Below are 24,621 nucleotides of genomic sequence, written 5' to 3' on the forward strand. Positions count from 1 at the left end.
GCGTATCCATGCCGCATCGATATTCTCAAGTGAGAATATCCCTGATAAAATTAAAATGGGTGATTGCCGTCCCCATCCTCCTGTCTAGTACAGCATTGCGTAAGTTTCGGTGAATTGTGTGCTTGATATTTGCGTCAGGGGCGCGTCCGCGGAGCGACGGCGTAGTGGACCCTACGGTTAGCTTCGCGGGCGTGGTCCAGGCGTGAATAGCGAGTGCAGAATTCACTGGAACTTATGCAACGCTGTACTAGCTGTAATACTTTTCAAACAACTCAGCAACCGCATTTTCTGCTTCGTTCACAAACTGTAAATACTTGTTTAAAAACGCTTCTCCCTGTTCGGTCAAAATCGTGGTTCCGCCATTTTCGCCGCCGCGTTTTCCTTCCATAAGCAGGAAGCCTAAGTCCTCCTCCGCCTTGTGTATGATCTTCCAGGCCTTGGAATACGCCATATGCATCTCCTGGCACGCGGCTGATAAGGAACCGCATTCCCGCACAAGCTGCATCAGGCCCGCGACTCCCGGTCCAAAGTTCCGTTCCTCATAGTAAAGCCTGAGTTTCATATGGAAACGCAGTATTTTCTCCTGCTCCATCTTCGCCGCCTTTCTCTTTTGTTACAAATGGTCCCCGCGCAGAAAACAGGACACCGCGCACGGTACCGGATGCAGCCGTTCCATATCTCCTGCTATCCTGACTGCCTTCGCTATAAATTCCTCATTATCCGCCTTGTTCATCACTACCCGGTAGTCTCTTTCTCCCACCAGCTTTCTCGTACCGGATTCACTGGTAAGAATCTTCGCCGCGTCGCCGCATGTGATCCGGTGGCTGTAATGTCCATCCGGTCCTTTCTGCAGTCCCAGCAGTTCGGCAGCCTGTTCTGTGCGGAAACAGAATTCCTCCAGCTCACCGCCGATACAGTCCAGTCCCATACAGCCGATAACAACGTCGGTACATTCCAGTATCACAGGTTCTCCGTCCTTTGGAACCTTTATAGGAAGCCGCTTCGCTCCATCCGCTTCATACAGCAGGACGTCGGCCAGCTCCTTCAGCCTGGCAGCCTCCGTTAAGGGCAGGCTTTTAAGCTTACCGTCGGCCGCAGGAACACCGACCACGAGGACTGAACCATTACTCTCCAACCGCTTCGCCGCGTCCTCTGAGCAGTCAGTCTCCACCACGTTCCGGCCCGGCGGATGAAAGATATGGGTCGTCGTCGTCACAATGACCGTCTTTCCCATATCCGCCAGTTCGTCCGCCAGCCGGAACATGACGCTCGTCTTTCCTCCTCCGCCGGTCAGGGCAATCGCCTTGTGGCGTTCCGTGGAAAGCTTTAACGCCTCCCACAGAGTGGGGCGCTTCCGAAGTCCGTCATGTTCCCAACTGTAAGCTATCATACTTTTTTCCTTTCGATTCAGCAGCCGGAAGTGAGGGCTGAACTGTTACTCGATTCCCTAATCCAGTTCCATCCGGCGCTGTCTCGGAACGTAGCTTCCCTTCTTCTCCAGTACCACATTTCCGTCCCTGGCGGCCAGTTCGCCTTTCAAGTAAACCTGCTCCGCCTTTCCCTTCACCTTCGTGCCTTCAAACGGGCAGTAGTCCACATTGGCAACCTGGTTCTTCACGGACATGGTCCATTCGGTATCCGGGTTCCAGACGACGATATCCGCGTCGCTTCCGGGAGCGATGGCCCCCTTCTGCGGGTATACCCCGTAAAGCTTCGCCGGGTTCTCAGAGAGCAGACGGCACATCTGCTCCAGCTTCAAATCGCGTTCCAGAACGCCGAAGCTGTAGATCAGAGCCGGCCTCGACTCCACTCCGGGCATGCCGCAGGGGATCTTCGTAAAGTCGTCTTTTCCCGCCGCCTTCTGGCCGGTGGTGAAGCTGCAGTGATCGGTCGAAATCGTCTGAATATGGTCTTTTCTGATGGCGTTCCACAGCCTTGTGCTGTCTGTCTCCTTTTTGATGGTAGGAGCAATCACGTACTTGCTTCCCTCAAAATCGGGTAAGCTGTAGACGCTTTCATTCAGAACGAGGTACTGCGGACACGTCTCCAGAATCACTTCCTGGCCCCGTTCCCTGGCATACTTCACTTCCTGATAGCCGGCTCCCGAGCTTAAGTGCACGATAATAACCGGCGTATGTACCAGATCCGCGATCTTGAGCAGACGGCTGATCGCCTCCGCCTCCACCACGGCAGGTCTCGTCTTCGGATGCGCGTCGGTGGTGAGGTGGCCTTTCGCCTTCTCTTCCTCTATCAAAGCTTCGATGATTCCCTTATTTTCGCAGTGAACGCCGGCGATTCCGCCGATCTCCTTCAGCCGCTTTAAGACCTGGTAGATGGATTTGTCATCCAGCACCATGTCGTCATAGGTCATATAAATCTTAAAGGAAGTCACTCCCTCGTCCACGATCTGTTTCAGTTCCTCGCTGATTTCGGCATTCCAGTCGGATATGGCCAGATGGAAGCCGTAGTCACAGGATGCGTTGCCGTCGGCCTTTTCATGCCAGTGCTCCAGCGCCTTATGTAAGCTTTCTCCTTTGTACTGCGTCGCGAAGTCAATAATCATGGTTGTGCCGCCGGATAAGGCCGCCTTCGTTCCAGTCTCAAAATTATCTGCAGTGACCGTTCCCGATACATGCAGATCGAAATGGGTATGAGCGTCGATAAATCCGGGAAATAAAAGCTTCCCCGACACATCGACCACTTCCGCTTCCTCGTCCGTAATCTCCGGAGCCACGGCTCCGATCTTCCCATCCTCTACCAGAACGTCAGCTTTTTTACAGCCTTCACCCGATACCACGGTACCGCCTTTTAATACTTTTTTCATGGGACAATTCCTTCCTTTCTGCTGTCTGCTACAGGAAAGAAGCGTATCGGGCTTCCTCCCGCTTAATCTGCTCCCTGCCAGCTTTTCCCACCGCATGTTCGATATTCAGCCTAACGATACAGACATCATTCCAGCTGCTGCGGATCGCTGCCTCTCCCTCTTCCCCGAACTCCGGGGAAAATCGTTCCGCCAGAAGCCTTAAAGCCTCCCGCTTCTCTTTCTCATCCGCCACAATCTCGGCTCTGCCAAACGCGATCACGCTGGTATAAGCGGTCGAAAATGCTTCCGGTATCACCTCATCTTCTCCCACGACACAGAAGGAAACCTTATCGGAGCGCCGAACCCCCTCCAACTTATGGCCTTCCTTTGCACAGTGGAAATAGATTGCGTCGTCTCCGTACACATAGTTCATCGGAACACCGTACGGATAACCGTCGTCCCCCTGGACAGACAGCACTCCATGGGTTCCGTTCTTCAAAATACTCCTGGCTTCCGTTTCCGATAACTGCTGATTTTTTCTTCTCAATTCTCTGAACATGACGGCCTCCATTCTCCGCTCGTATGCATAAGCACAACACACATAAGTTTCTGTGAATATTCACTAAAATAACTTATTTTCAGTATACCTTATTTTTCTTTTGCATACAACCGTTTCAGGCGGAGAAACGTATTTTTACTTTAAGGGCGCAGGACCATACTGCTCGGCCCTCTGCGCCCTTATCAAGGTTTTTGCTTTTTACTTTTTACTCTTTCTGTATGCTGTGTCTTCCAGAGGCAGTGACGTACGGAATTTTCCGTCGAGTTTGTAGTAGGCGCCCTGGACTGCCGGTGCCGTTGGGATGGAGGTAATTTCTCCGATTCCCACTGCTCCGTAAGCCAGCGGATCCTTATTTTCCTCTACAATGATGCTCTCAACCGGCGGAGTCTTATCCGCGCGGAATAAGCCGAGCGTGCCGAATTTAGCCAGAGGTTTTCCGTGATCCAGTGGGAAATCCTCTGTCAGAGCGTATCCCAGGGACATCACTACGCCGCCCTCGATCTGCCCTTCTACGGACAGCGGATTAATGGCTTTTCCAACGTCGTGGGCCGCAACCACTTTTTCAATGGTGCCGTCTTCATTCAGGCACACCACCTGGGTCGCGTAGCCGTAGGCCACGTGGGATACCGGATTCTTCTTGCCGCATCCCATGGGATCAGTAGCGGCTAAGTATTCGCCGTAATACTCTTTTCCATTTAAATCCTCCAGGGTCTTTCCGCCCTTTAAATCTTCCAGAATATCCATACAGGCTCTTCTGGCCGCCTCGCCTGTCACCAGGGTCTGGCGGGAACCGGAGGTCGTACCGGAATCGGGCGCCAGGTTCGTCTCAGCTGCCACATAGACCACACGGTCTCCCGTGACGCCCAGCGCCTCACAGACCACCTGCTCCAGCACGGTTCCCAGTCCCTGACCGATACACGATGCACCGGAGCGGACATGAACCTTTCCATCCTCGATGGTCATACGGCAGCGGCCCCAGTCCGGGATACCAACGCCGACGCCGGCATTCTTCATGGCGCAGCCGATTCCCACATACGGGTGGCTGTCGTAGATTTCTTTCACCGCCTCCAGCGTCTCTGCAAGGGCTGTGCCCGGAGAGGCGATCTGGCCGTTGGGAAGTTCCTGACCCGGCCGTATGGCGTTGCGGTAGCGGATTTCCCACGGGGTAATCCCCACCATCTCTGCCAGGAGGTTTAAGTTGCACTCCGTAGCAAAGCAGCTCTGGGTTACGCCGAACCCGCGGAACGCACCTGCAGGGGGATTATTCGTATAGACGGCGGTGCCGTCGATGTCGATGTTCTGATAGTTATAGGGGCCTGCCGCATGGGTACAGAGCCTCTGAAGCACCGGTCCTCCCAGGGAAGCGTACGCGCCGGTATCCGTGATCACCTTTGCCGCCATGCCGGTTAAGTATCCGTTCTCATCACAGGCTGTGGTGAATTCCATCCACGCCGGATGGCGTTTCGGATGAATCATAATGCTTTCTTTTCTCGTCAGCCTCACCTTGACCGGCTTACCCGTATGGTAAGCGAGAAGGGCCGCATGATGCTGTACCGCCATATCTTCTTTGCCGCCGAAGCCGCCGCCTACCAGTTTGTTGATAACATGAACCCTGGAAAGCTCCCAGCCCAGCATTCCGGCGCATTCGCGCTGCGTATCATACGTTCCCTGGTCGGACGAATAGATCAGAGCCTCTTCCTTCTCCCTGTCTACGATAGCGACGGAGCATTCCGGCTCCAGGAACGCATGCTCTGTAAATGGAGTGCGGTATTCCTTTCTCACCACATATTTGGAGTTCTCAATGGCCTTCTTCGCGTCGCCCCGCACCAGGTGCTCGTGAGCCAGCACGTTGCCTGTCTCATGAACCAGCGGCGCATCCGGTTTTAAAGCTTCCTGCGGGCTGAATACCCCCGGCAGCTCCTCATATTCTATTTTCACCAGCTTTTTGGCTTCTTCCAGAATCTCCGGCGTATCGGCCGCCACCAGGCAGACCGCATCTCCCACGTAACGGGTGATCTCGCCCACCGGGATCATGGTGTCCCAGTCCTTCTTTAAATGACCTACTTTATTGCCTCCGGGAACGTCATCGGCGGTTAGGACCGCACGGACTCCCGGCAGCGCAAGCGCTTCGGATTTATCGATGGACAGGACCCTTGCCCTCGGATACGGTGTGCGGATGGCGCTTCCGTAGATCATACCCTCCACTTCCATATCATCCACGTACTCCCCGTAACCGAGCACCTTTTCCGGTACATCCACACGATGCGCACGCTGTCCGATATGATCTACCACCGGGGCTTTTAAATTCTTCGCGTCCTCACGGAACAGCTTTGCCGCCAGCAGAATCGCGTCGATGATCTTCTTATATCCTGTGCAGCGGCAGATATTGCCGCGGATTGCGAAGGCCGCCTCATCGCGGGTCGGATCCGGATTCTGGTCGATCAGTCCCTTTGCGCACATAACCATGCCGGGGATGCAGAAGCCGCACTGCACGGCTCCCGCTTCTCCAAAGGCATAGACAAATACTTCTTTTTCTCTGTCACTGAGTCCTTCTACTGTTACGATGGATTTTCCTTCCATCTTTGAAACCTTCTGGACACAGGCCTTTGTGGCCTTTCCATCAATCAAAACCGTACACGTTCCGCAGGCGCCTTCGCTGCAGCCGTCCTTGACAGATTTGAGTCCCAGGTTATTTCTCAGCACATCGATCAGCTTTAAGTCCTCTTCCACGGTAACGCTCGTTCCATTCACCAGTAAGGTATACATAAGTTCACCTGCTTTCCCTATGCTAATAGGTAATCATAATCTTTGCAGACAGTTTCCATTACTTTGCGCAAGCCTTCCGGAATTACGCTGTCGCTGTCCGCGGCATTCCAGGTATACATGTTTCCAAGATAACGCACCTTACAGGAAACCGCAGCCTGATCGAGGACAACAAAGCCCTGATTCTTACTGTTTTCCATGTCCTCTTCATTGGCAAACAGGGTAAATTTATCTAAGTACGGAGCGCTGTCGTATGGACAGAAGCTCTTACAGTTACCGCACTCATTACACATATAATCCACATGGATAATCTGGTGTTTCGCCATTCCAGGTACATGGATCGCGATGTTGGCACGGTTCGGACATACCTCTGCACAGTTCTCGCAGATATTGGAGCAGCCAAGGCAGCGTGTGCTGTCTTCCTTAAATTCCTTTGTTTCAGCCAGCACTCCACGTCTGTCGTAGAGTTTTCCAAGATCCTCCACCGTATCATCAAAGTCTCTTGCCGCCTTTGCACCGAGGATTGCCTCCGCAGCCATTCTGGCGTCACGCATAGCTTCTACAACTGTCTTTGGTCCGTATAAACCGTCACCGATTGCATAAACGCCGGATACGCTGGTCTCCAGTGTCTCCTCGTTTACCATAGCTCTTCCTCTGTCGTTCACATTGATTCCGTTAGCCTTTAAGAAATCAGTCGGAACCTGCTCGCCGACAGCTGCAATCACGGTATCCGCCGGGATTTCCACCGTCTCACCTGTCTCGGACACGCCTCTTCTGCCGGAAGCATCGTAATCAGACAGCTTCATCACACTGCAGATCAGCTTTCCATTTTCCAGCTTCACAGGAGATAAGAGTTCTTTGAACTCCACGCCGTCTTCCACCGCCATTACGAGTTCTTCCTCGTCGGCCGGCATGAAGCGTTTCGTTCTTCTGTATACCAGATAGGAGTGTTCCACCCCTTTTGTTTTCTTTACGGCTCTGGCCGTATCCATCGCGGTATTTCCACCGCCGATGACAACGACATTTTTGCCGATATTTACATTTCCGTCAGTGGCCTTAAACTGTGCCAGGAAATCGAGTGCGTTCATAGCCTCTCCTGCTTCCAGTTTTAAAACTCCCGGCTTTGAAGCGCCAGTCGCCAGAATGATACAGTCATATCCCGCCTTCTTTAAGTCTTCCAGACTCTCCACTCTCGTGTTCAGCTTCACCTCTGCGCCGTAAGCCGTAGCCAGAGCCACATCCTTTGCAATCGCTTCATCAGAAATACGGAATCCCGGAATCACATGCTTTACTACGCCGCCAAGGCTGTCGCCCGCCTCATAGATCGTCGCCGGACAGCCGTTCTTTGTCAGGAAATACGCAGCCGCCAGACCAGCCGGGCCGCCGCCGACAACAGCAGTCTTCTTTCCTTTTAACTCCCCAGCCTTGATTTCCTTCATCAGAGCGTCGTAGCCGCCTTCCGCACACACCAGCTTGACACCGCGGATGTTGACCGGATCCTCATAGAAGTTACGGTTACATTTGCTCATACAGTTATGAGCACAGATGGTACCCGTAATAAATGGAAGCGGATTTTTCTCTGCGATCACCTTCATGGCTTCCTCATACTTGCCTGCTCCGGAAAGCTGTAAATACGTGGTCACATCCTGGTGGATCGGACATCCTTCCTTACACGGCGCCACATAGCAGTCTGTAAGCGGAACCGGTTTGTTCATCTTTCTGGATGGAAGCGGCTTTACTGCCTTTACATGGTGTTCGTCTGTAATCGCAGTTTCCGCCAGCTTCGCGGCCTTCTCTGCATCCACTCCGGCAAACTCCACGCTTCCACATTCCAGTTCACTCGCCATCTGATCCAGTCTCTGATATCCGCCCGGCTTTAACAGGGTGGTAGCCACCGTTACCGGCCAGATTCCCGCATCTACAATGCTCTTGATATTATGGTAATCAGCACCGCCCGAGTAAGAGATTCTTAACTGTCCGTCAAATTCCTTCGCCAGCTTCGCAGCCAGTGAAATAGACAGCGGATACAACGATTTTCCTGACATGTACATCTCTTCGCTTGGAAGTTCATTCTGCTTCACATCAACCGGGAACGTATTGGTGATCTTCACGCCAAACTCCAGATTCTTCTCTCCGGCCAGCTTTTTAAGCCTCTGAAGCATCGGAATCGCGTCTTTATACTGTAAATCATCGAGGAAATGGAAATCGCCGAAAGCGACGTAATCGTATCCCATCTCATCCATGGTCTTTCTTGCAAATTCATATCCCAGAAGTGTCGGATTGCACTTGATAAAGGTATGAAGTCCCTTCACCTCGATCAAATACGTAGCGATCCGCTCGATCTCCTGGGGCGGGCATCCATGCAGCGTGGAGAGTGTGACGGAATTACAGATATTAGAAGAAATCCCTTCGATATCCTCCTTCGTCAAATTCTTAAACATGGAAACGTTCTCCAGCAGATACTCCCTGCAGTTCTTATAGGTATCCGTATCTTTTGCGTCCTTCATGGACTCGATAAACAAATCAATCTTCGGAGACTTGATTCCCTCCAGATCGTATCCCACGCTCATATTGAACTGGAATCCGTCCATGGCGCCGAGTCCATACTCTTTCGCCATAACGCTCAGTAAAAACCATGCCTTTATGTACTCCTCCTGTGCCTGCGGAACGTAAAGCTCTGTTGACCACTCACAGTTATAGCACTCATCATCAGCTTTGATACAGGGCTTACTCACCGGAAGATCCTCGCCGTCGATGATCTGAACCGTCTTAAGCTCAAAGAACCGGCTTCCCGCATAGTAAGCCGCTGCAATATTCTGGGTCAGCTGGGTATGAGGGCCCGCCGCCGGACCAACCGGTGTCTCCAGAGTCCTTCCAAAGATTTTCCTGTCATTCTCCGCCTTCGCCTGATAAGGTCTGTAAACCCCAAACACAGTCCCCTTATCGTCATGTTCCTTTATTACCCACTCCACTAACTGCGGAAATGGCATTGGTGTCATTCTGTCTCCCATCATTAACCTCCTGATTCGCGGGTGTTTATCTTTTTTTGAATTTGTTGGCTGCCGGGTCCGCGGATTTTGGAGGGAAGACGAAATTTTATATAAATCTAAACCATGATTTAATAAAATTTGTTTCCCTCCAAAACCCGCTGCTTCCCTGGCTGCCGCTGAAAAAAGAAAACACCTCGCTGTGAATTTTCTAATATTTTCTTTCTGCTTTATTGGTATTGTGATTGCTGCTTATTTATCCTTGCTGCTTTTTATCTTTGCTGCTTATTTATATTTCTTTCCTGTTGCTTTATTACCATATTTCATTACTTCAAAACTCTGTATCATAAAAACTCTTTCACATTACAATTGCTGCCTTCATTTTACATCAAACAAAAGACTTTCTCTCTGGAATCTTCTACCTGCATTTTCTGCATTCATTCCGCCAATCCCATCGGCCAGCCCCTCTATTCCACCAGCAACTTTTGCGAGGAGAGTCTCCAGCCTGCCCGTACACAGTCCTTTCTGCGGGAACAAATTTTATTAAATCATGCTTTAGATTTATATAAAATTTCGTCTCCCGCAGAAAGGACGTAACCGCCAGCCCATTCCTAACTCCCTCTTCAAAATTTCCCTCTATCTACTATTGATGCGGTCCGCCAGTTCCTTCGCTGCCTGCCTGCAGTCAGCCATGACTTTCTCTTCATCAATATTCGTAAGAATTCTGTCTTTCATCAGGACTTTTCCGTTTCCGACTGTCGTTGTCACGCTTCTGCCGGTCATGCCGAAAAGAATATGGCTGTTTACGTTGCCTGCGTTCATCGGGGTCAGCGGGATATAATCGGTAACGATGACATCGGCGGCTGCGCCTTCTTTTAATACGCCGAGAGGCTTCTTAAAGTAACGGTTGGCGATTTTTGCATTTCCTTCGAACAGCATCTGCGGAACCTCGCCCCAGGCGGCGTTCGGATCGCAGAGATGGTGTTTGTGAAGTACATTGGCAACCTTGTAGGATTCCGTCATGTCGTGTGTGTATCCGTCGGTGCCGAGACCGGTTAAGATTCCTCTGTGAACGATCTCCATGGTTGGAGGACATCCGCAGGCGTTGCCCATGTTGGACTCCGGATTATGTACAACCATGGTATCTGTTTCCTTAATTAATTCCATCTCGTGAGGATTTACGTATATACAGTGGCCAAGCAGTGTCTTCGGGCCTAGGATATTGCAGTCCATCAGACGGTCTACGATGCGCTTGCCGTATTTCTTTAAGCAGTCATGAAGATCTTCGATGCCTTCGGCCACATGAATGTGGTAGCCGACTTCCGCCGGCTTGTTGGCCGCGGCCAGTTCCATGGTCTCGTCAGAGATTGTGAACTGGGCATGCATGCCCATCATTCCGGCGATCATATCACTGTCGTCCGCCAGCGCGTGTTTGATAAAGGCCGCGTTCTCCATTACCGCTTCCCTGGCCTTATCCATGCCGTCACGATCGGAAATCTCATAACATAAGCAGGAGCGAACACCGGTTTCTTTTGCCGCTTCTTCTATTTTAAACAGGGAATCGCGTATGTGGCCGAAGCTTGCATGGTGATCGAAGGTAGTGGTAATACCATTTTTAATGGAATCGATATAGGTTGCCATGGCGGAAAGCCTTGTCTCCTCCAGTGTTAAGTTGCGGTCGATCGTCCACCACATTCCGTCCAGGATCTCCAGGAAACCGTGGGGATCGTAGCCATTGATGCTTAAGCCTCTTGCAAATGCGCTGTAGATGTGCTCATGCGCGTTGATAAACGCCGGCATGATGACGCCGCCTTTGGCGTCGATATATTCTGCATCGGGATATGCCTCTTTTATCTCTTTTGTCGTTCCTACTTTCATAATAGTGGATCCATCCATCGCCACTGCTCCATCTTCCAAAAACGGAGCCTCCGGGTTTCTTGTGATCATTCTTCCATTACCGATAATCAGCATGTCTCCATCTCCTTTTCTCTCTTTTTCCTAATTTCTCGTCAAAATCTTAAAAATTTTGAGTATACAGTGTGCACATGGGACCTTCCCCGCCTCCCGTGCGTTGTTCTTGCATATTGTCCTTGAGAACTTTTCCCTTCTCATCATTTTTATGCAGTTTGTACCATAAATATCTTTATAGGTACAGTGTATCATCTAAAAGTAAGAAATGCAAGATGAAAATACAAAAAAAATTAGTTTGCCTAAAAAATTTTTAGAAAAAGTATTGATTTTTCATTTTTTTATGTTATGATGGGTGTATAAGAAATTCATTTTTCAAGTAAGGGGGGTTACAAGATGGATTCAAAGCTCGAACAACTGACACAGATTGCACACGGTGTGGCATCCCATTTTGGAAACGCCTGTGAGGTGGTCATCCACGACTTAAAAAAGCAGGATATAGAGAGTTCCATCGTCTATATCGAAAACGGTCACGTAAGCAACCGAAAACTGGGAGACGGACCTTCGGAAATCGTTCTTGAAACGCTGAACCGGAATCCTGAATGCTTAAAAGACCGGCTGTCTTATTTAACGAAGACAGATGACGGAAGGATTTTGAAATCCAGTACCATGTATATAAGAGGAAAGGACGGTACCATCGATTATATCTTTTCCTTAAATTATGACATCACAGGATTGCTCACTGTTGACAACTCGATCCGCTCTCTCATCTCCACCGCGGAGATGTCCGGAGAAGACCGGCAGCCAAGAAAGATCACGCACAACGTCAACGACCTTTTAGATACGCTCATCGAACAGTCCGTACAGCTGGTCGGAAAACCGGTGGCGCTGATGAGCAAGGATGACAAGATCACAGCGATTCAGTATTTAAACGATGCCGGGGCATTCCTGATTACAAAATCCGGCGACAAAGTTTCCAACTTTTTCGGAATATCCAAGTTCACGCTTTACAGCTACATGGATGCCGGAAAAGAAAGCAAATAAGTTTTCAATTACATTTCCATTTTAAATCATTTTAAATAAGAAGGAGAATCAAACATCATGAATCCAATCGAATGGGTGGTTAACACCATGCCGAAGACAGACGACAAGAATTTACAGATCATGGCGCTGGACGAAATCGGAAAGGCAAGGAAATTCCATGAGAGCTTCCCGCAGTACAGCAAGACACCGCTTGCGAAGCTCGACCATATGGCTGAATACTTAGGTCTGGGCCAGGTTTATGTAAAGGACGAATCCTACCGCTTCGGTTTAAACGCTTTCAAGGTTTTGGGCGGTTCCTTCGCGATTGCGAAGTACATAGCACAGCAGACAGGTAAAGACGTCTCCGATCTTCCATACAGTGTTCTGACTTCCGAAGCACTCCGCGAGGAATTCGGCCAGGCTACCTTCTTTACAGCCACAGACGGAAACCATGGACGAGGCGTTGCATGGGCGGCCAACCGGTTAGGACAAAGGTCTGTTGTCTTCATGCCGAAGGGCTCCACCATCACCCGTTTCAATAACATCAAGGCGGAAGGCGCTGACGTTACCATCGAGGAAGTCAACTACGACGAATGCGTCCGCATGGCAGCCGATGCCGCTTCTAAGACAGAACACGGCGTTGTCGTACAGGATACCGCATGGGACGGCTACGAAGAGATTCCGGCATGGATCATGCAGGGATACGGAACCATGGCGATGGAAGCCGGCGAGCAGTTAGAGGAATACGGATGCGACAGACCGACTCACGTATTCATTCAGGCAGGCGTTGGTTCTCTTGCAGGAGCTGTACAGGGCTACTTCGCAAACCGTTATCCGGAAAACCCGCCTAAGGTTGTCGTTGTGGAAGCTGATGTTGCAGCCTGCCTCTACAAGGGTGCGAAAGCCGGCGACGGACGTCTTCAGATCGTGGACGGTGATATGCAGACCATCATGGCCGGTTTAGCCTGCGGCGAGCCGAACACCATCTCCTGGGATATCTTAAAGAACCACGTTGACACCTTCGTCTCCGCTCCTGACTGGGCAGCAGCAAAAGGCATGAGAATGCTGGCGGCTCCGATTAAGGGAGACGTACAGGTAACGTCCGGTGAGTCCGGTGCAGCTCCATTCGGTATTCTGGCCTGCATCATGACCATGGATGAGTACAAGGATTTAAGAGAGCATTTAGGACTGAATCAGGATTCAAAAGTTCTCCTCTTCTCTACGGAGGGCGACACCGACCCGGAACGCTACAAAGCGATCGTTTGGGAAGGAAAAGAACGTTAGGCAATTGAACTTCATTATAAAATAAAAAAACGGAGGGTATTAAAATCATGGATTACGCAAAAATCAAAGAGGCAGCAAAAAATTACGAAGCTGATATGACCAGATTTTTAAGAGACATCGTAAAATTCCCAGGCGAAAGCTGTGACGAGAAAGCTCATATCGACCGCATCGCAGAAGAGATGAGAAAGCTTGAATTTGATAAGGTTGTTATCGATGATATGGGCAACGTTCTTGGTTACATGGGAACCGGCGCAACCTTAATCGGTTTCGACGCTCATATCGATACCGTTGGTATCGGCAATAAGAACAACTGGAACTTCGATCCATACGAAGGCTACGAGAATGACACCGAAATCGGCGGCCGCGGCGTTTCCGATCAGTGCGGCGGTATCGTATCAGCCGTTTACGGAGCCAGAATCATGAAGGATTTAGGACTTTTAAGCGACAAGTACACCGTTCTGGTAACCGGTACTGTTCAGGAAGAAGACTGTGACGGTCTCTGCTGGCAGTACATCATCAACGAAGACAAGGTTCGTCCGGAATTCGTTGTATCTACAGAGCCTACTGACGGCGGAATCTACCGCGGCCAGAGAGGACGTATGGAAATCCGTGTAGACGTAAAGGGTGTTTCCTGCCACGGTTCCGCTCCGGAGCGCGGTGACAACGCGATCTACAAGATGGCCGATATCCTTCAGGATGTACGCGCCTTAAACGAAAACGACGCAGCCGATGACAAAGAAGTAAAAGGTCTCGTTAAGATGTTAGACGAGAGCTACAACGCAGAATGGAAAGAAGCAAACTTCTTAGGCCGCGGCACTGTCACTGTTTCTGAGATCTTCTTCACATCACCAAGCCGCTGTGCGGTTGCTGACTCCTGCGCGGTATCCTTAGACCGTCGTATGACAGCCGGTGAGACCTGGGAAAGCTGCTTAGAAGAAATCCGCAACTTACCGAGCGTAAAGAAGTACGGCGGAGACGTAACCGTATCCATGTATGAATATTCCCGTCCTTCCTATAAAGGACTTACTTATCCGATCGAGTGCTACTTCCCGACCTGGGTTATTCCGGAGGATCACAAAGTAACCGCATCTCTGGAAGAAGCTTACAAGAACTTATACGGCGATGCCCGTATCGGCGCAGAAGAAACACTTGCCATGAGAACCGCCCGTCCGTTGACAGACAAATGGACATTCTCCACCAACGGCGTTTCCATCATGGGACGCAACGGAATTCCGTGCATCGGCTTCGGACCAGGCGCAGAAGCTCAGGCTCACGCTCCGAACGAGAAGACATGGAAGCAGGATTTAGTAACATGTGCAGCCGTTTACGCAGCACTTCCTTCTATCTACTGCGAGAAATAATTATTTAGCCAATCAGTTGCCATTTTGTAACCATATATGCCGGCTGCAGGTCTCCTTAAAGCCTGCAGCCACCCCAAAATAATCACTCTTGCCGATGGCCCTCATTCCTTCCCCAAATCTATGACAGGCCGGACAGCATGCAGGATAGATACCAAATAACATTACATTTATTTCAGGAGGCTTTATACCAATATGAAAACCTTACAGGATTACATCGACAAATTAAACGCTTTAAATTTCAAGGAAATGTACAACAATGATTTCTTCTTAACATGGGAAAAGACAGACGAAGAACTGGAAGCTGTCTGGACCGTAGCTGACGCTCTCCGTTTCATGAGAGAAAACAACATTTCCACAAAGGTATTCGAGAGCGGCCTCGGAATCTCCTTATTCCGTGACAACTCCACACGTACCCGTTTCTCCTTCGCTTCCGCATGTAACTTACTCGGCCTGGAAGTTCAGGACTTAGACGAGGGCAAGTCTCAGGTTGCTCACGGCGAGACCGTTCGTGAAACAGCCAACATGATCTCCTTCATGGCTGATGTGATCGGTATCCGTGATGACATGTACATCGGCAAGGGCAACGCTTATATGCACGAAGTTGTTGACTCTGTAACACAGGGCCACAAGGACGGAATCTTAGAGCAGAAGCCAACCTTAGTAAACTTACAGTGCGATATCGACCATCCGACACAGTGTATGGCTGATATGTTACATATTATCCATGAGTTCGGCGGCCTCGAGAACTTAAAGGGCAAAAAACTGGCTATGACATGGGCTTACTCTCCTTCCTACGGAAAGCCATTATCCGTTCCTCAGGGTGTAATCGGCCTGATGACACGTATGGGTATGGAAGTTGTCCTGGCTCATCCGGAAGGCTACGAAGTAATGCCTGAGGTTGAAGAAGTTGCCAGAAAGAACGCTGAGAAGTCCGGCGGTTCCTTCCGTGTATCTCACGACATGGCTGACGCATTTAAAGACGCTGACATCGTTTACCCGAAGAGCTGGGCTCCATTCGCAGCAATGGAAAAGAGAACGAACCTTTACGGCGAAGGCGATACAGAGGGCATCAAGGCTCTGGAGAAAGAATTACTGGCTCAGAACGCAGACCACAAAGACTGGTGCTGTACCGAAGAGCTTATGAAGACCACAAAGGATGGCAAGGCCCTGTACTTACACTGCTTACCGGCAGATATCAACGACGTAAGCTGTGTAGATGGTGAAGTAGAAGCTTCCGTATTCGATCGTTACCGCGATCCGTTATATAAAGAAGCAAGCTTCAAGCCATACGTAATCGCCGCTATGATCTTCCTTGCCAAATTTGAGAATCCACAGGAAATCTTAAAGAAGCTGGAAGAAAGAAACACGCCACGCGTATTCAAATAAGAAGAATATGAATCCGGGCGCACCCGCTGCCAGCGAGTAGCAGGTGCGTCCTTTTTTGGATTTTTTATAAAACCGGTGGAGGGTTTATTCAATGGATAAGAAGAAAAGAATTGTCATTGCCCTGGGCGGCAACGCCTTAGGCAACACACTGCCAGAACAGATGACGGCAGTTAAAATCACTGCGAAAGCGATCGTAGACCTGATCGAGGAAGGCTGCGAGGTCGTCGTTGCACACGGCAACGGACCTCAGGTCGGCATGATCAACAACGCTATGAGCGCGCTGAGCCGTGAAGATCCGTCTCAGCCTAATACTCCTCTCTCCGTCTGTGTTGCCATGAGCCAGGCTTACATCGGCTATGACCTGCAAAACGCACTGAGAGAAGAGCTGTTAAACAGAAACATCACGGATATTCCGGTCACTACCATGATCACACAGATCCGAGTCGATGCGGAAGATCCTGCATTTAACGCACCTTCCAAACCGATCGGCCATTTCATGACAGAGGAACAGGCTAAGATTGCGGAAGAAAAGTACGGATATATCATGAAGGAAGACGCAGGCCGCGGCTACCGCCGTGTCGTTGCATCTCCAAAGCCCGCCGAAATCATTGAGATCGGTGCGATCCGCTCCCTCGTGGACTCCGGACAGCTGGTCATCGCCTGCGGCGGAGGCGGTATCCCGGTTACTTTAATCGGAAACCATTTAAAAGGCGCAAGCGCCGTAATTGACAAAGACTTTGCAAGTGAACTGCTGGCGGAAGAACTGAACGCTGATTTCTTAATCATCTTAACCGCAGTAGAAAAGGTCGCTATCAACTTCGGAAAACCGGAAGAGAAATGGTTGGACGATATCACAACAGACGATGCCAGAAAGTATATGGACGAAGGCCATTTTGCGCCGGGCTCCATGCTTCCGAAAGTGCAGGCTGCTGTGAAATTCGCAGATTCCAAAGATGGGCGCAACGCACTCATCACTCTGCTTGAAAAAGCAAAAGAGGGAATCCTGGGGAAAACCGGTACTCGCATTCATCAGTAATTGTTAATAACAGTTCAGACGGCGGGAAAATCGGTGCTGGAAGCAGCGTCAAGCTTGCTTGTAAGCGGCTTTATGCACCAATTTTCACATCGGATGAATATCCGATGCTTTTTGACCGGCTTTTTCGGTCAAGAAGATAAGCCGCCTGAACTGTTACAATTTTAGCCGGGGAACCTTAATCCGGTTTCCCGGAGTACTTCCAATAACCTAAGGAGGAACTCTCTCTATGAAACAGTCAAGTAAAGAATACGCTTCTATATTTCAGTTGGACGGCATCCCAAAATTCTCCCAGGCACTGCCGTTAGCACTTCAGCACGTGGTAGCCATGATCGTTGGCTGCGTTACTCCAGCCATTATCGTATCCAACGTTGCAAACCTTTCCACCGCAGACCGGGTTATCTTAATCCAGGCTGCTCTTGTCGTATCCGCACTTTCCACATTACTGCAGCTTTTCCCCATCGGTAAAAAGAACGGGATCCATCTCGGAGCCGCTCTGCCGGTTATCATGGGCATCAGCTTCGCTTACGTGCCCAGCATGCAGTCGATCGCAGCGGACTACGGCGTTCCTGCTATTTTAGGCGCTCAGATCGTCGGCGGCGTTGTCGCCTTCATTGTGGGTGCTTTTGTCATGCAGATCCGTAAGTTTTTCCCGCCGCTTATTACGGGTACCGTCGTCTTCACCATCGGCTTATCCTTATATCCGACGGCAATCAATTACATGGCCGGAGGTACCTCCAGCCCTACATACGGTTCCTGGCAGAACTGGGCGATAGCATTTTTAACACTTGCCGTGGTTACTGTACTGAACCATTTCGGCAAAGGAATCTTTAAGCTCGCTTCGATCCTGATCGGCATCATCGTCGGCTATGTTGTCTCACTCTTCTTTGGCATGGTCGATTTCGCCAGCATCGGTTCCGCGGCAGCCTTCCAGGTTCCCCAGCCTCTTCATTTTGGAATCATGTTTGAACCGTCTTCCTGTATTGCCATTGCAATCCTGTTCGCCATCAACTCCATACAGGCGATCGGCGACTTTACGGCAACTACCAGCGGTTCTATCGACCGTGAACCAACCGATAAGGAACTTCAGGGCGGTATCATGGGCTACGGCGTCACCAATATTCTCGGCGCCCTGCTCGGCGGCCTCCCCACCGCAACCTACAGCCAGAACGTCGGTATCGTTACGACGACAAAGGTTGTCAACCGCTGTGTCCTGGGTCTTACCGCTGTCATTCTCCTTGCAGCCGGTTTAATTCCGAAGTTCTCCGCACTGCTCACCACCATTCCCCAATGTGTTCTGGGCGGCGCAACCGTATCGGTTTTTGCTTCTATCGCTATGACCGGTATGAAGCTCGTTATGTCAGAAGAGATGACTTACCGCAACTCTTCTATCGTAGGACTTGCCGCAGCGCTCGGCATGGGGATCTCCCAGGCCACCGCAGCACTTTCCACATTCCCCAGCTGGGTAGTCACCATCTTCGGCCGTTCACCGGTCGTAGTCGCTACCATCGTGGCGGTCCTGCTGAATATTATCCTTCCAAGAGAAGGTAAAAAAGCGAACCAGAAATAAAATCATTGATATCAGCCCCCCTGTGACCAGTAAATGGCCACAGGGGGTTTTCGTCACTGAAACATGCATTTACAGCATTATACAGGTAATTGAAACAAAGACCGGAGACCTATGGATAGAAAAAAAATTATCAATCAAAGCATTGACTATATCATACAGCATTTAGACGAGGATTTATCGCTTGATACCATAGCAGCTCATTTCTTTCTGTCAAAATACCATTTCAGCCGGATATTCAAGGAAGAAACCGGTGAAAGCGTTTACGCATTTATCAAACGCTGTAAGGTGGACCAGAGTGCTGTCGATATGAAATTGAATCCAAAGAAAGCAATTACGGACATCGGCTTAGATTACGGATACAGTTCATCCAATTACAGCACTGTATTTAGAAAGCGCCATCATACCTCCCCCACAATATTTAAACAGTCCACATCAGTTCACAGTATGCCCGTTCCTTTTTCCCCAGAACGGGTTGTACAGTTCAAAACTGCGGAAGAATATGACGCACAAATTGAACTTCAAGAGTTACATGACTGTTTTGTGATCTATCGCCGTTTTATAGGAAACTATGCGGACATTGAAAACAACTGGTACCAATTTTTAGACCAAAATAAAACGTTTATGAATGAAAAAACTGTTATGATGGAGCGTTTTTTCAATGATCCGGCTGTAACAATCTCATCCCAGTGTATCTGTGATCTTTGTATCACGGCAGATCCGGACTGCGGCCTGGACAATACCATGTGGATTAAAGGAGGCAAATGGATTGTTTATCATTTCAACGGGGAAATTCAGGATATTTTCGAGACCCTGCAGGGGATTTTCACAGTATGGCTTCCTCAAAGCGGCTTTCACATGGTCCAGCGATATGGTTTAAATCGATATTACCATATTGATCGTGACACTCACAGTGTAGTTATGGATCTATGCATTCCCATTTCATAAAAGCAAGAATTCAGAAGTCAACCGTATGACTTTTACCCTATAATAAGAGACAGCTTAAGCAAATATACTTAATCAGCCTGTCAGGAATAGGGAGGATACAATGTTTGATATTCGGAAAATACAAGAGAAAGTCATCTACGAATCCATCAAAGCGGAAAGCAGTGCGGATATCGCCAACGAAGTGGTATATGGTAAGAACGGGGAGGCAAAAGCAGAAAATAATTGTGATTGGGTAAAATCTGCAATGAACCGCCTGGAAAACAGATTTGAAGCTGAAGCCGTAAAGAACATAAGAATGAACTGTCAATGCGGATATGGGATGGACGAGAAAATCGCGCTTGTTAAGGAGCTGAAGGCAGACGCCGCAAATATAGAAGAATTTACAGCTTCAGAGAAGGCAGAGGCCGCCGGACTTTTCTGCAAAGACGGCGAACTGTTTCTGCAATTTCATTTTTGTCCCTGTCCCATGCTTGCGGAAGTGGATAGGTTAGAAACAAATACATGGTGCCAGTGTACGACAGGGTACAGCAAAATCCTTTTTGAACGAGCGTTTGCCTGTAAGGCTGACGTGGAATTACTGAAAAGTATTAAAATGGGCGATAACATATGCCTTATGAAAATCATTCTCCATGACCCCGTCTTTTAATATCGCAGGTGCGCTTTTCTAGTGATATCTAAATAACGATACGCCGAATGGAAGCCCTACCGTATAATAGTTGGCTGGTTTCCGTCCGGCGTACCGCTGTTTTCAATTATTTGTTTCAATTAAACGGCTGTTTTCGCAGCCATGAGTCTCTTCACCACAACCGGACTGACCTTTTCAAATATCTGCTGCTTCGCAATGATTCCCGACTGCACTGACTATACCGAACTCCATTTTGGCTGCGCGCAGGCCGGTTTTATCAATGCTTCCAGCACCTTTGTACGGAAATTCTGCGGTTCCTTCTCCACCCTGATCGTCGGCGGCCTGCTGGCGTTCACAGGATATGCCGCCAACGTTTCTGTTTCAGCCAAAAGTATCCATATGATTCTTGCCATTAAAATAGCCATCCCCATACTGACTCTGCTGGCTATCCTGGTTCTGTCCTGTTTCTACCCCATAACAGCCGGATATGCCGTTAAAATGAGTAAAGTGCTGAAGAAAAAGTACAGCCGCGAAAACAGACGCGGATAAAAATAAGGGTTTTGCAGATAATGCTGCAAAACCCTTATTTTACTGATTCTGTCAAGTTCAGAGTGCGCTCCCCTTAGACGGAACAAACAGTGAAGACATGTCTGCGCCTTCCAGCTCCAGCAGTTTTATCTTCGCATCAATTCCGCCCGCATACCCCGTCAGACTTCCATTCGAGCCCACGACACGGTGGCACGGGATGATAATCGAGATGGGATTGTGCCCGACCGCACCGCCCACTGCCTGTCCCGACATGGTGGGCCTGTTTAACATCACAGCCATACGTTTTGCGATATCACCGTAGGTAATCACGCTGCCATACGGAATTTCGCAGAGAATCTCCCATACCTTTTGTCGGAATTCACTTCCCACGGGAGCAAGCGGCAGCTCCGAAGCCGACGGTTTCTCCCCTGAAAAATACCGGTTCAGCCACTGCTTCGCGGCATTAAACACCGGCACATCATCTTTTTCCATCATACTGCCGGCAATTGTGCCACCATGATACTTCTGTCCCTCCAGCCACAGACCGGACAGCTTCTCTCCGTCGGAGGCCAGGGTTATCACTCCCACCGGTGACGGACAGGTCGTCGAATAATACATAGATATCCCCCTTTGCTTTAATTTAATCCACACCCGGTAATTTTGCGGAGATCAGCCGGGAAGACGATTCCCGCCTGGCGTCTCGCCTCATCCATCACACGCAGTTCCATCAGGGAGCATTCGTTGTCTTCCCCAACTCCTTCCCCGGTCTCAATCATGCGGAGCCAGTCCTTTACTTCTCCATCCAGGCTGTGCTCTGGAGGAAGATCAATAACCGTTTCCGCATTGCCTTCTCTGTCATAGAAAACCACGCTGCAGATATTCGTAATATTGTCGATCACCAGAGTCCCGTCTTCGCCCTGAATCTGACTTGGAAGGCGGTTATTGGTGATTTTGGAGTAGAGAAGTTCCGCCTGCATGCCATCATAGGAGGCCAGGATGGTACCCGCTCCTTCCACACCGTTGGAGAGAAGCAGGGAATCTGCGATAATCTTCTTCGGCATACCAAACAGCCGTACCAGCGGATGGACGCAGTAGACTCCGATGTCCATCAGAGCGCCATTGGAAAACTCCGGGTTGAACGCATTTTCAATGATTCCTGCCTTAAACTTATCGTATCGCGAGGAATACTTCGCGTACTGGAAACTGATCCTCCGGATCGTCCCCACCCTCGGAAGCACCTCTCTCAGCCGCAAAAAACCTTCCTCATGGACCGAACGCATGGCTTCCATAAGGACTGCGCGGTTCTCTCCCGCGATCCGGACCAGTTCCTTTAGCTCCGCCTCATTCGAGGTTATGGTCTTCTCACAGAGCACATGTTTTCCATGGGACAGCATCAGCGCCGCCTGTTCGTAATGAAGGCTGTTAGGGCTGGCGATATAGACCGCGTCTACATCCTCTGCTTCCGCAACCTCCATTAAATCCGTACACCACCGCCCCGCTCCGTGTTTCTCGCAAAACGTCTCCGCCGTCTCCCTGTTTCTGGAATAAACCAGGCTGCAGGTGATCCCGTCACACGCCTGGACCGCCTTCATAAACCAGTCCGCCACAAAATTTGTTCCTATGGTTGCACATCGTATCATACGTCACTTCCTCCTGCCACTTCTATTCATCCATTATAGCGAAAGAGAGGGACAATTGCAATGCGAACGGATTACAATAACCGCACGGCAAAGTCTTTCCTGAATCTTTGGCCTATGGTACAATGGATTCAAAGGATTACAGCAGGAGAGCTTCTTCCGGCTGTATGAAGTCTAATAGAAAGAAAAAGAGAGGGATATCATGTGGCATAGTTCGGATATTTCCATGGAATCACTGCTGGAGACCTGTGAATTTCCCGCTGTCTGTCCAGTCTGCGGGCACAGGGACAGCCATATCTATCTGAGAAGCGACAGGCCCGGGCGGGGCGGCCTGTGGATCTGGTGCAGCGCCTGCCATTCCTTCGAGCACGCTTCTATAATTCCGCCTTCCTACTGGGTAAATGACGCCTTGATTGACATTTTAAAGCTTCACGCCATCCCCGATCTTCTGGAGGAACAGAAAGACGCCATTGACGCCTATATGACACAGAACTACAGAGGGTTGGACAGCGATTTTTGCGCCTGCTGCATACGAAATGTGGACTTATCCAGCCTGGTATGCACGCAGTGCCACGGAAAAAACACGAAGGCATCTCTGGAAGGCCACAGTCTGGTGCTGGAATGCCAAAGCTGCGGCTATCGGGTCGTCGGAGCCAGCTTCTACAGCCCCTGTGAGCAGGACAGGAAGCCCTACTGCCTTTGGATCAGAGAAGACCGCATACCGGCGGCAGTGCTCGTAAAACTGGGCTCGATGCTGCATATAGGGGTTCTGGAGATGAAAAGGCAGATAGAAAATCGTGAAAAACTGAGCAGCAGTCTGTCGCTAAAGGAAATTATGGAAGCCGCCCGTTTTCTGAATGAGGAGGGAATTTCCCACGATATTTTACCCGCGATCCGGTACTCCCGGTATTATGAATGCGAAAAGAAAATACTATCATTTGATTGATATGCTTCACTTTGAGGAGATTATTTATGACAAATAAGGAAATACTGGAAATAGCATTGGAACAATCCGCATTCGACTGCAGCTGCCGCTGGAATGCGATCTGGTATCCTACGGCAATAACATTGTAGCTCAGGTGAGTGAACGGCTGGCCGGCATTGTCAGCACCTACATAGAAAAATATCCGGTCGAGCATTGTTTTGAGACACCCAACATAAACGCATTAAACGACGCTCTGGCCGCTTACGATTTGAAGGTATGTTTTATGGCGGAATACTTTCTGCCTGATCTGACACAGTTGAAGGAACTGCCCTGTGAATTCGAGACAAGAGTCCTGCATAAAGGCGATTTTTCAGATCTGTATACAAAGGAATGGAGCAACGCCCTATCCAGCGAGAACAGAGAACGCGATGTTCTTGGCGTGGGGGCCTATGATCACGGCAGGCTAATCGGACTCGCCGGCTGCTCTGCCGACTGTGAAACCATGTATCAGATCGGGATCGACGTTCTTCCCGCTTACAGACGAAAAGGGATCGCGGCCGCATTGACCAGCAAACTGGCGCTGGAAATCATCGCTTTGGGGAAAGTTCCCTTTTATTGTGCCGCATGGTCCAACTTAAAGTCCGTCCGCAACGCAATCAAATGCGGTTTTCGGCCGGCCTGGGTAGAACCGACTGCCAGAAACAGCGAATTCGTGGACAACATAAACGGCCTGAAATAAACCATGGGGACCGTGTGCGCCGGAACACTCCGGCGGGCACAGTCCCCATGAGCCGTTACTGGCGCAGCAAAAAATCCCTGACGTGATCCTTCACGATCTGATAGGACTCGTCATCTCCATATTTGATATTGATACACTGTTTTCCGGTTTTACAGGCAGGTACCATTCTGGCTATGTTGGTTACATATCCTTCCTCTGAAAAATGGATGGAAAAATGATTTTTGGCCGCGGAGACAGCGATATATCCGTCCTTCATTTTTTCTCCCGCCAGCCACATCGGCATTGAAAAGCATATTTTAGAATCGATCTGCGGATACTGTTTGCGCATGAATCCGATGAAATCGCTGACATACTTTTTTCCGTCCTCACTTAAGTTATCTGTGTATTCTGTTACCGAACTGGCGCTCATGGGCAGACCTCCGTTTTAGAATGTATTTTTATGATTATAATTTCCCCATTATATCCCCTCTCGCCGACCTCCGTATCTCTTCGGTTTTCCCAGGCAAAAAACGCCCTGCCCCGGCGCCTCCCCCGCAGGTTCAGCC

At 49.8% G+C, this 24,621-nt stretch carries 20 protein-coding genes and 1 pseudogene; 11 read left to right on the forward strand and 10 right to left on the reverse strand.

Annotated elements, in window-relative coordinates; translation table 11 throughout:
• Nucleotides 1-247: 247 nt before the first annotated feature.
• The 7 genes from DFR60_RS08300 to ssnA form a co-directional block, all read right to left on the reverse strand.
• Nucleotides 248-592, reverse strand: coding sequence for a winged helix-turn-helix domain-containing protein (locus DFR60_RS08300; protein WP_110322473.1), 345 nt, complete (start codon nt 590-592; stop codon nt 248-250).
• Nucleotides 593-613: 21 nt separating this feature from the next.
• On the reverse strand, nt 614-1,390 hold the full coding sequence (yqeC, locus tag DFR60_RS08305) for a selenium cofactor biosynthesis protein YqeC (RefSeq protein ID WP_110322474.1): 777 nt from the start codon (nt 1,388-1,390) through the stop codon (nt 614-616).
• 57 nt (nt 1,391-1,447) lie between these two features.
• Nucleotides 1,448-2,824 (reverse strand): dihydropyrimidinase, encoded by a 1,377-nt coding sequence (gene hydA / locus DFR60_RS08310; protein WP_110322475.1) that lies wholly within the window; start codon nt 2,822-2,824, stop codon nt 1,448-1,450.
• A 28-nt stretch (nt 2,825-2,852) separates the two neighbouring features.
• On the reverse strand, nt 2,853-3,362 hold the full coding sequence (locus DFR60_RS08315) for a pyridoxamine 5'-phosphate oxidase family protein (protein WP_110322476.1): 510 nt from the start codon (nt 3,360-3,362) through the stop codon (nt 2,853-2,855).
• Nucleotides 3,363-3,560: 198 nt separating this feature from the next.
• Complete coding sequence (gene xdh / locus DFR60_RS08320; protein ID WP_110322477.1) at nt 3,561-6,128, reverse strand: selenium-dependent xanthine dehydrogenase; 2,568 nt, start codon at nt 6,126-6,128, stop codon at nt 3,561-3,563.
• 17 nt (nt 6,129-6,145) lie between these two features.
• Nucleotides 6,146-9,136: a putative selenate reductase subunit YgfK gene (gene ygfK / locus DFR60_RS08325; RefSeq protein WP_110322478.1), complete on the reverse strand. Its 2,991-nt coding sequence runs from the start codon at nt 9,134-9,136 to the stop codon at nt 6,146-6,148.
• A gap of 612 nt (nt 9,137-9,748) precedes the next feature.
• Nucleotides 9,749-11,083 carry a putative aminohydrolase SsnA gene (gene ssnA / locus DFR60_RS08330; protein ID WP_055659339.1) on the reverse strand — a complete coding sequence of 445 codons (1,335 nt, stop codon included), beginning with the start codon at nt 11,081-11,083 and terminating at the stop codon, nt 9,749-9,751.
• A 333-nt stretch (nt 11,084-11,416) separates the two neighbouring features.
• On the opposite strand from ssnA, the gene DFR60_RS08335 reads away from it, so the two are divergent.
• The 9 genes and pseudogenes from DFR60_RS08335 to DFR60_RS08375 form a co-directional block, all read left to right on the forward strand.
• On the forward strand, nt 11,417-12,064 hold the full coding sequence (locus tag DFR60_RS08335; protein WP_110322479.1) for a helix-turn-helix transcriptional regulator: 648 nt from the start codon (nt 11,417-11,419) through the stop codon (nt 12,062-12,064).
• A gap of 57 nt (nt 12,065-12,121) precedes the next feature.
• Nucleotides 12,122-13,327, forward strand: a complete 1,206-nt coding sequence (gene dpaL, locus DFR60_RS08340; RefSeq protein WP_110322480.1) for a diaminopropionate ammonia-lyase — start codon at nt 12,122-12,124, stop codon at nt 13,325-13,327.
• Between the two features lie 47 nt (nt 13,328-13,374).
• A complete protein-coding gene (locus DFR60_RS08345; RefSeq protein ID WP_055659343.1) occupies nt 13,375-14,688 on the forward strand; it encodes a YgeY family selenium metabolism-linked hydrolase in 1,314 nt (437 codons plus the stop codon).
• Between the two features lie 192 nt (nt 14,689-14,880).
• On the forward strand, nt 14,881-16,074 hold the full coding sequence (gene ygeW, locus DFR60_RS08350) for a knotted carbamoyltransferase YgeW (protein ID WP_055659345.1): 1,194 nt from the start codon (nt 14,881-14,883) through the stop codon (nt 16,072-16,074).
• A gap of 91 nt (nt 16,075-16,165) precedes the next feature.
• Nucleotides 16,166-17,110, forward strand: a complete 945-nt coding sequence (gene arcC / locus DFR60_RS08355; protein ID WP_002602705.1) for a carbamate kinase — start codon at nt 16,166-16,168, stop codon at nt 17,108-17,110.
• Nucleotides 17,111-17,336: 226 nt separating this feature from the next.
• On the forward strand, nt 17,337-18,677 hold the full coding sequence (locus DFR60_RS08360) for a uracil-xanthine permease family protein (protein ID WP_110322481.1): 1,341 nt from the start codon (nt 17,337-17,339) through the stop codon (nt 18,675-18,677).
• Between the two features lie 111 nt (nt 18,678-18,788).
• Nucleotides 18,789-19,622: an AraC family transcriptional regulator gene (locus DFR60_RS08365; protein WP_110322482.1), complete on the forward strand. Its 834-nt coding sequence runs from the start codon at nt 18,789-18,791 to the stop codon at nt 19,620-19,622.
• A 100-nt stretch (nt 19,623-19,722) separates the two neighbouring features.
• Nucleotides 19,723-20,268, forward strand: a complete 546-nt coding sequence (locus DFR60_RS08370; protein ID WP_110322483.1) for a DUF6144 family protein — start codon at nt 19,723-19,725, stop codon at nt 20,266-20,268.
• 138 nt (nt 20,269-20,406) lie between these two features.
• Nucleotides 20,407-20,796 (forward strand): annotated as a pseudogene (locus DFR60_RS08375) (MFS transporter); the annotation flags it as partial.
• A gap of 57 nt (nt 20,797-20,853) precedes the next feature.
• On the opposite strand, the gene DFR60_RS08380 reads toward DFR60_RS08375, so the two are convergent.
• Together DFR60_RS08380 and DFR60_RS08385 are read right to left on the reverse strand one after the other, a co-directional pair.
• Nucleotides 20,854-21,393 carry a methylated-DNA--[protein]-cysteine S-methyltransferase gene (locus tag DFR60_RS08380; protein ID WP_110322485.1) on the reverse strand — a complete coding sequence of 180 codons (540 nt, stop codon included), beginning with the start codon at nt 21,391-21,393 and terminating at the stop codon, nt 20,854-20,856.
• A 17-nt stretch (nt 21,394-21,410) separates the two neighbouring features.
• On the reverse strand, nt 21,411-22,415 hold the full coding sequence (locus DFR60_RS08385) for a Gfo/Idh/MocA family protein (protein WP_110322486.1): 1,005 nt from the start codon (nt 22,413-22,415) through the stop codon (nt 21,411-21,413).
• A 199-nt stretch (nt 22,416-22,614) separates the two neighbouring features.
• On the opposite strand from DFR60_RS08385, the gene DFR60_RS08390 reads away from it, so the two are divergent.
• Both DFR60_RS08390 and DFR60_RS08395 read left to right on the forward strand, forming a co-directional pair.
• A complete protein-coding gene (locus tag DFR60_RS08390) occupies nt 22,615-23,358 on the forward strand; it encodes a hypothetical protein (protein WP_110322487.1) in 744 nt (247 codons plus the stop codon).
• Between the two features lie 133 nt (nt 23,359-23,491).
• A complete protein-coding gene (locus tag DFR60_RS08395) occupies nt 23,492-24,076 on the forward strand; it encodes a GNAT family N-acetyltransferase (protein ID WP_341457924.1) in 585 nt (194 codons plus the stop codon).
• 55 nt (nt 24,077-24,131) lie between these two features.
• Here the strand turns inward: DFR60_RS08395 and DFR60_RS08400 are convergent, their stop codons facing one another.
• Nucleotides 24,132-24,485, reverse strand: coding sequence for a DUF1801 domain-containing protein (locus tag DFR60_RS08400; protein ID WP_110322489.1), 354 nt, complete (start codon nt 24,483-24,485; stop codon nt 24,132-24,134).
• Nucleotides 24,486-24,621: the final 136 nt, after the last annotated feature.

Source organism: Hungatella effluvii (assembly GCF_003201875.1).
GTDB lineage: Bacteria > Bacillota > Clostridia > Lachnospirales > Lachnospiraceae > Hungatella > Hungatella effluvii.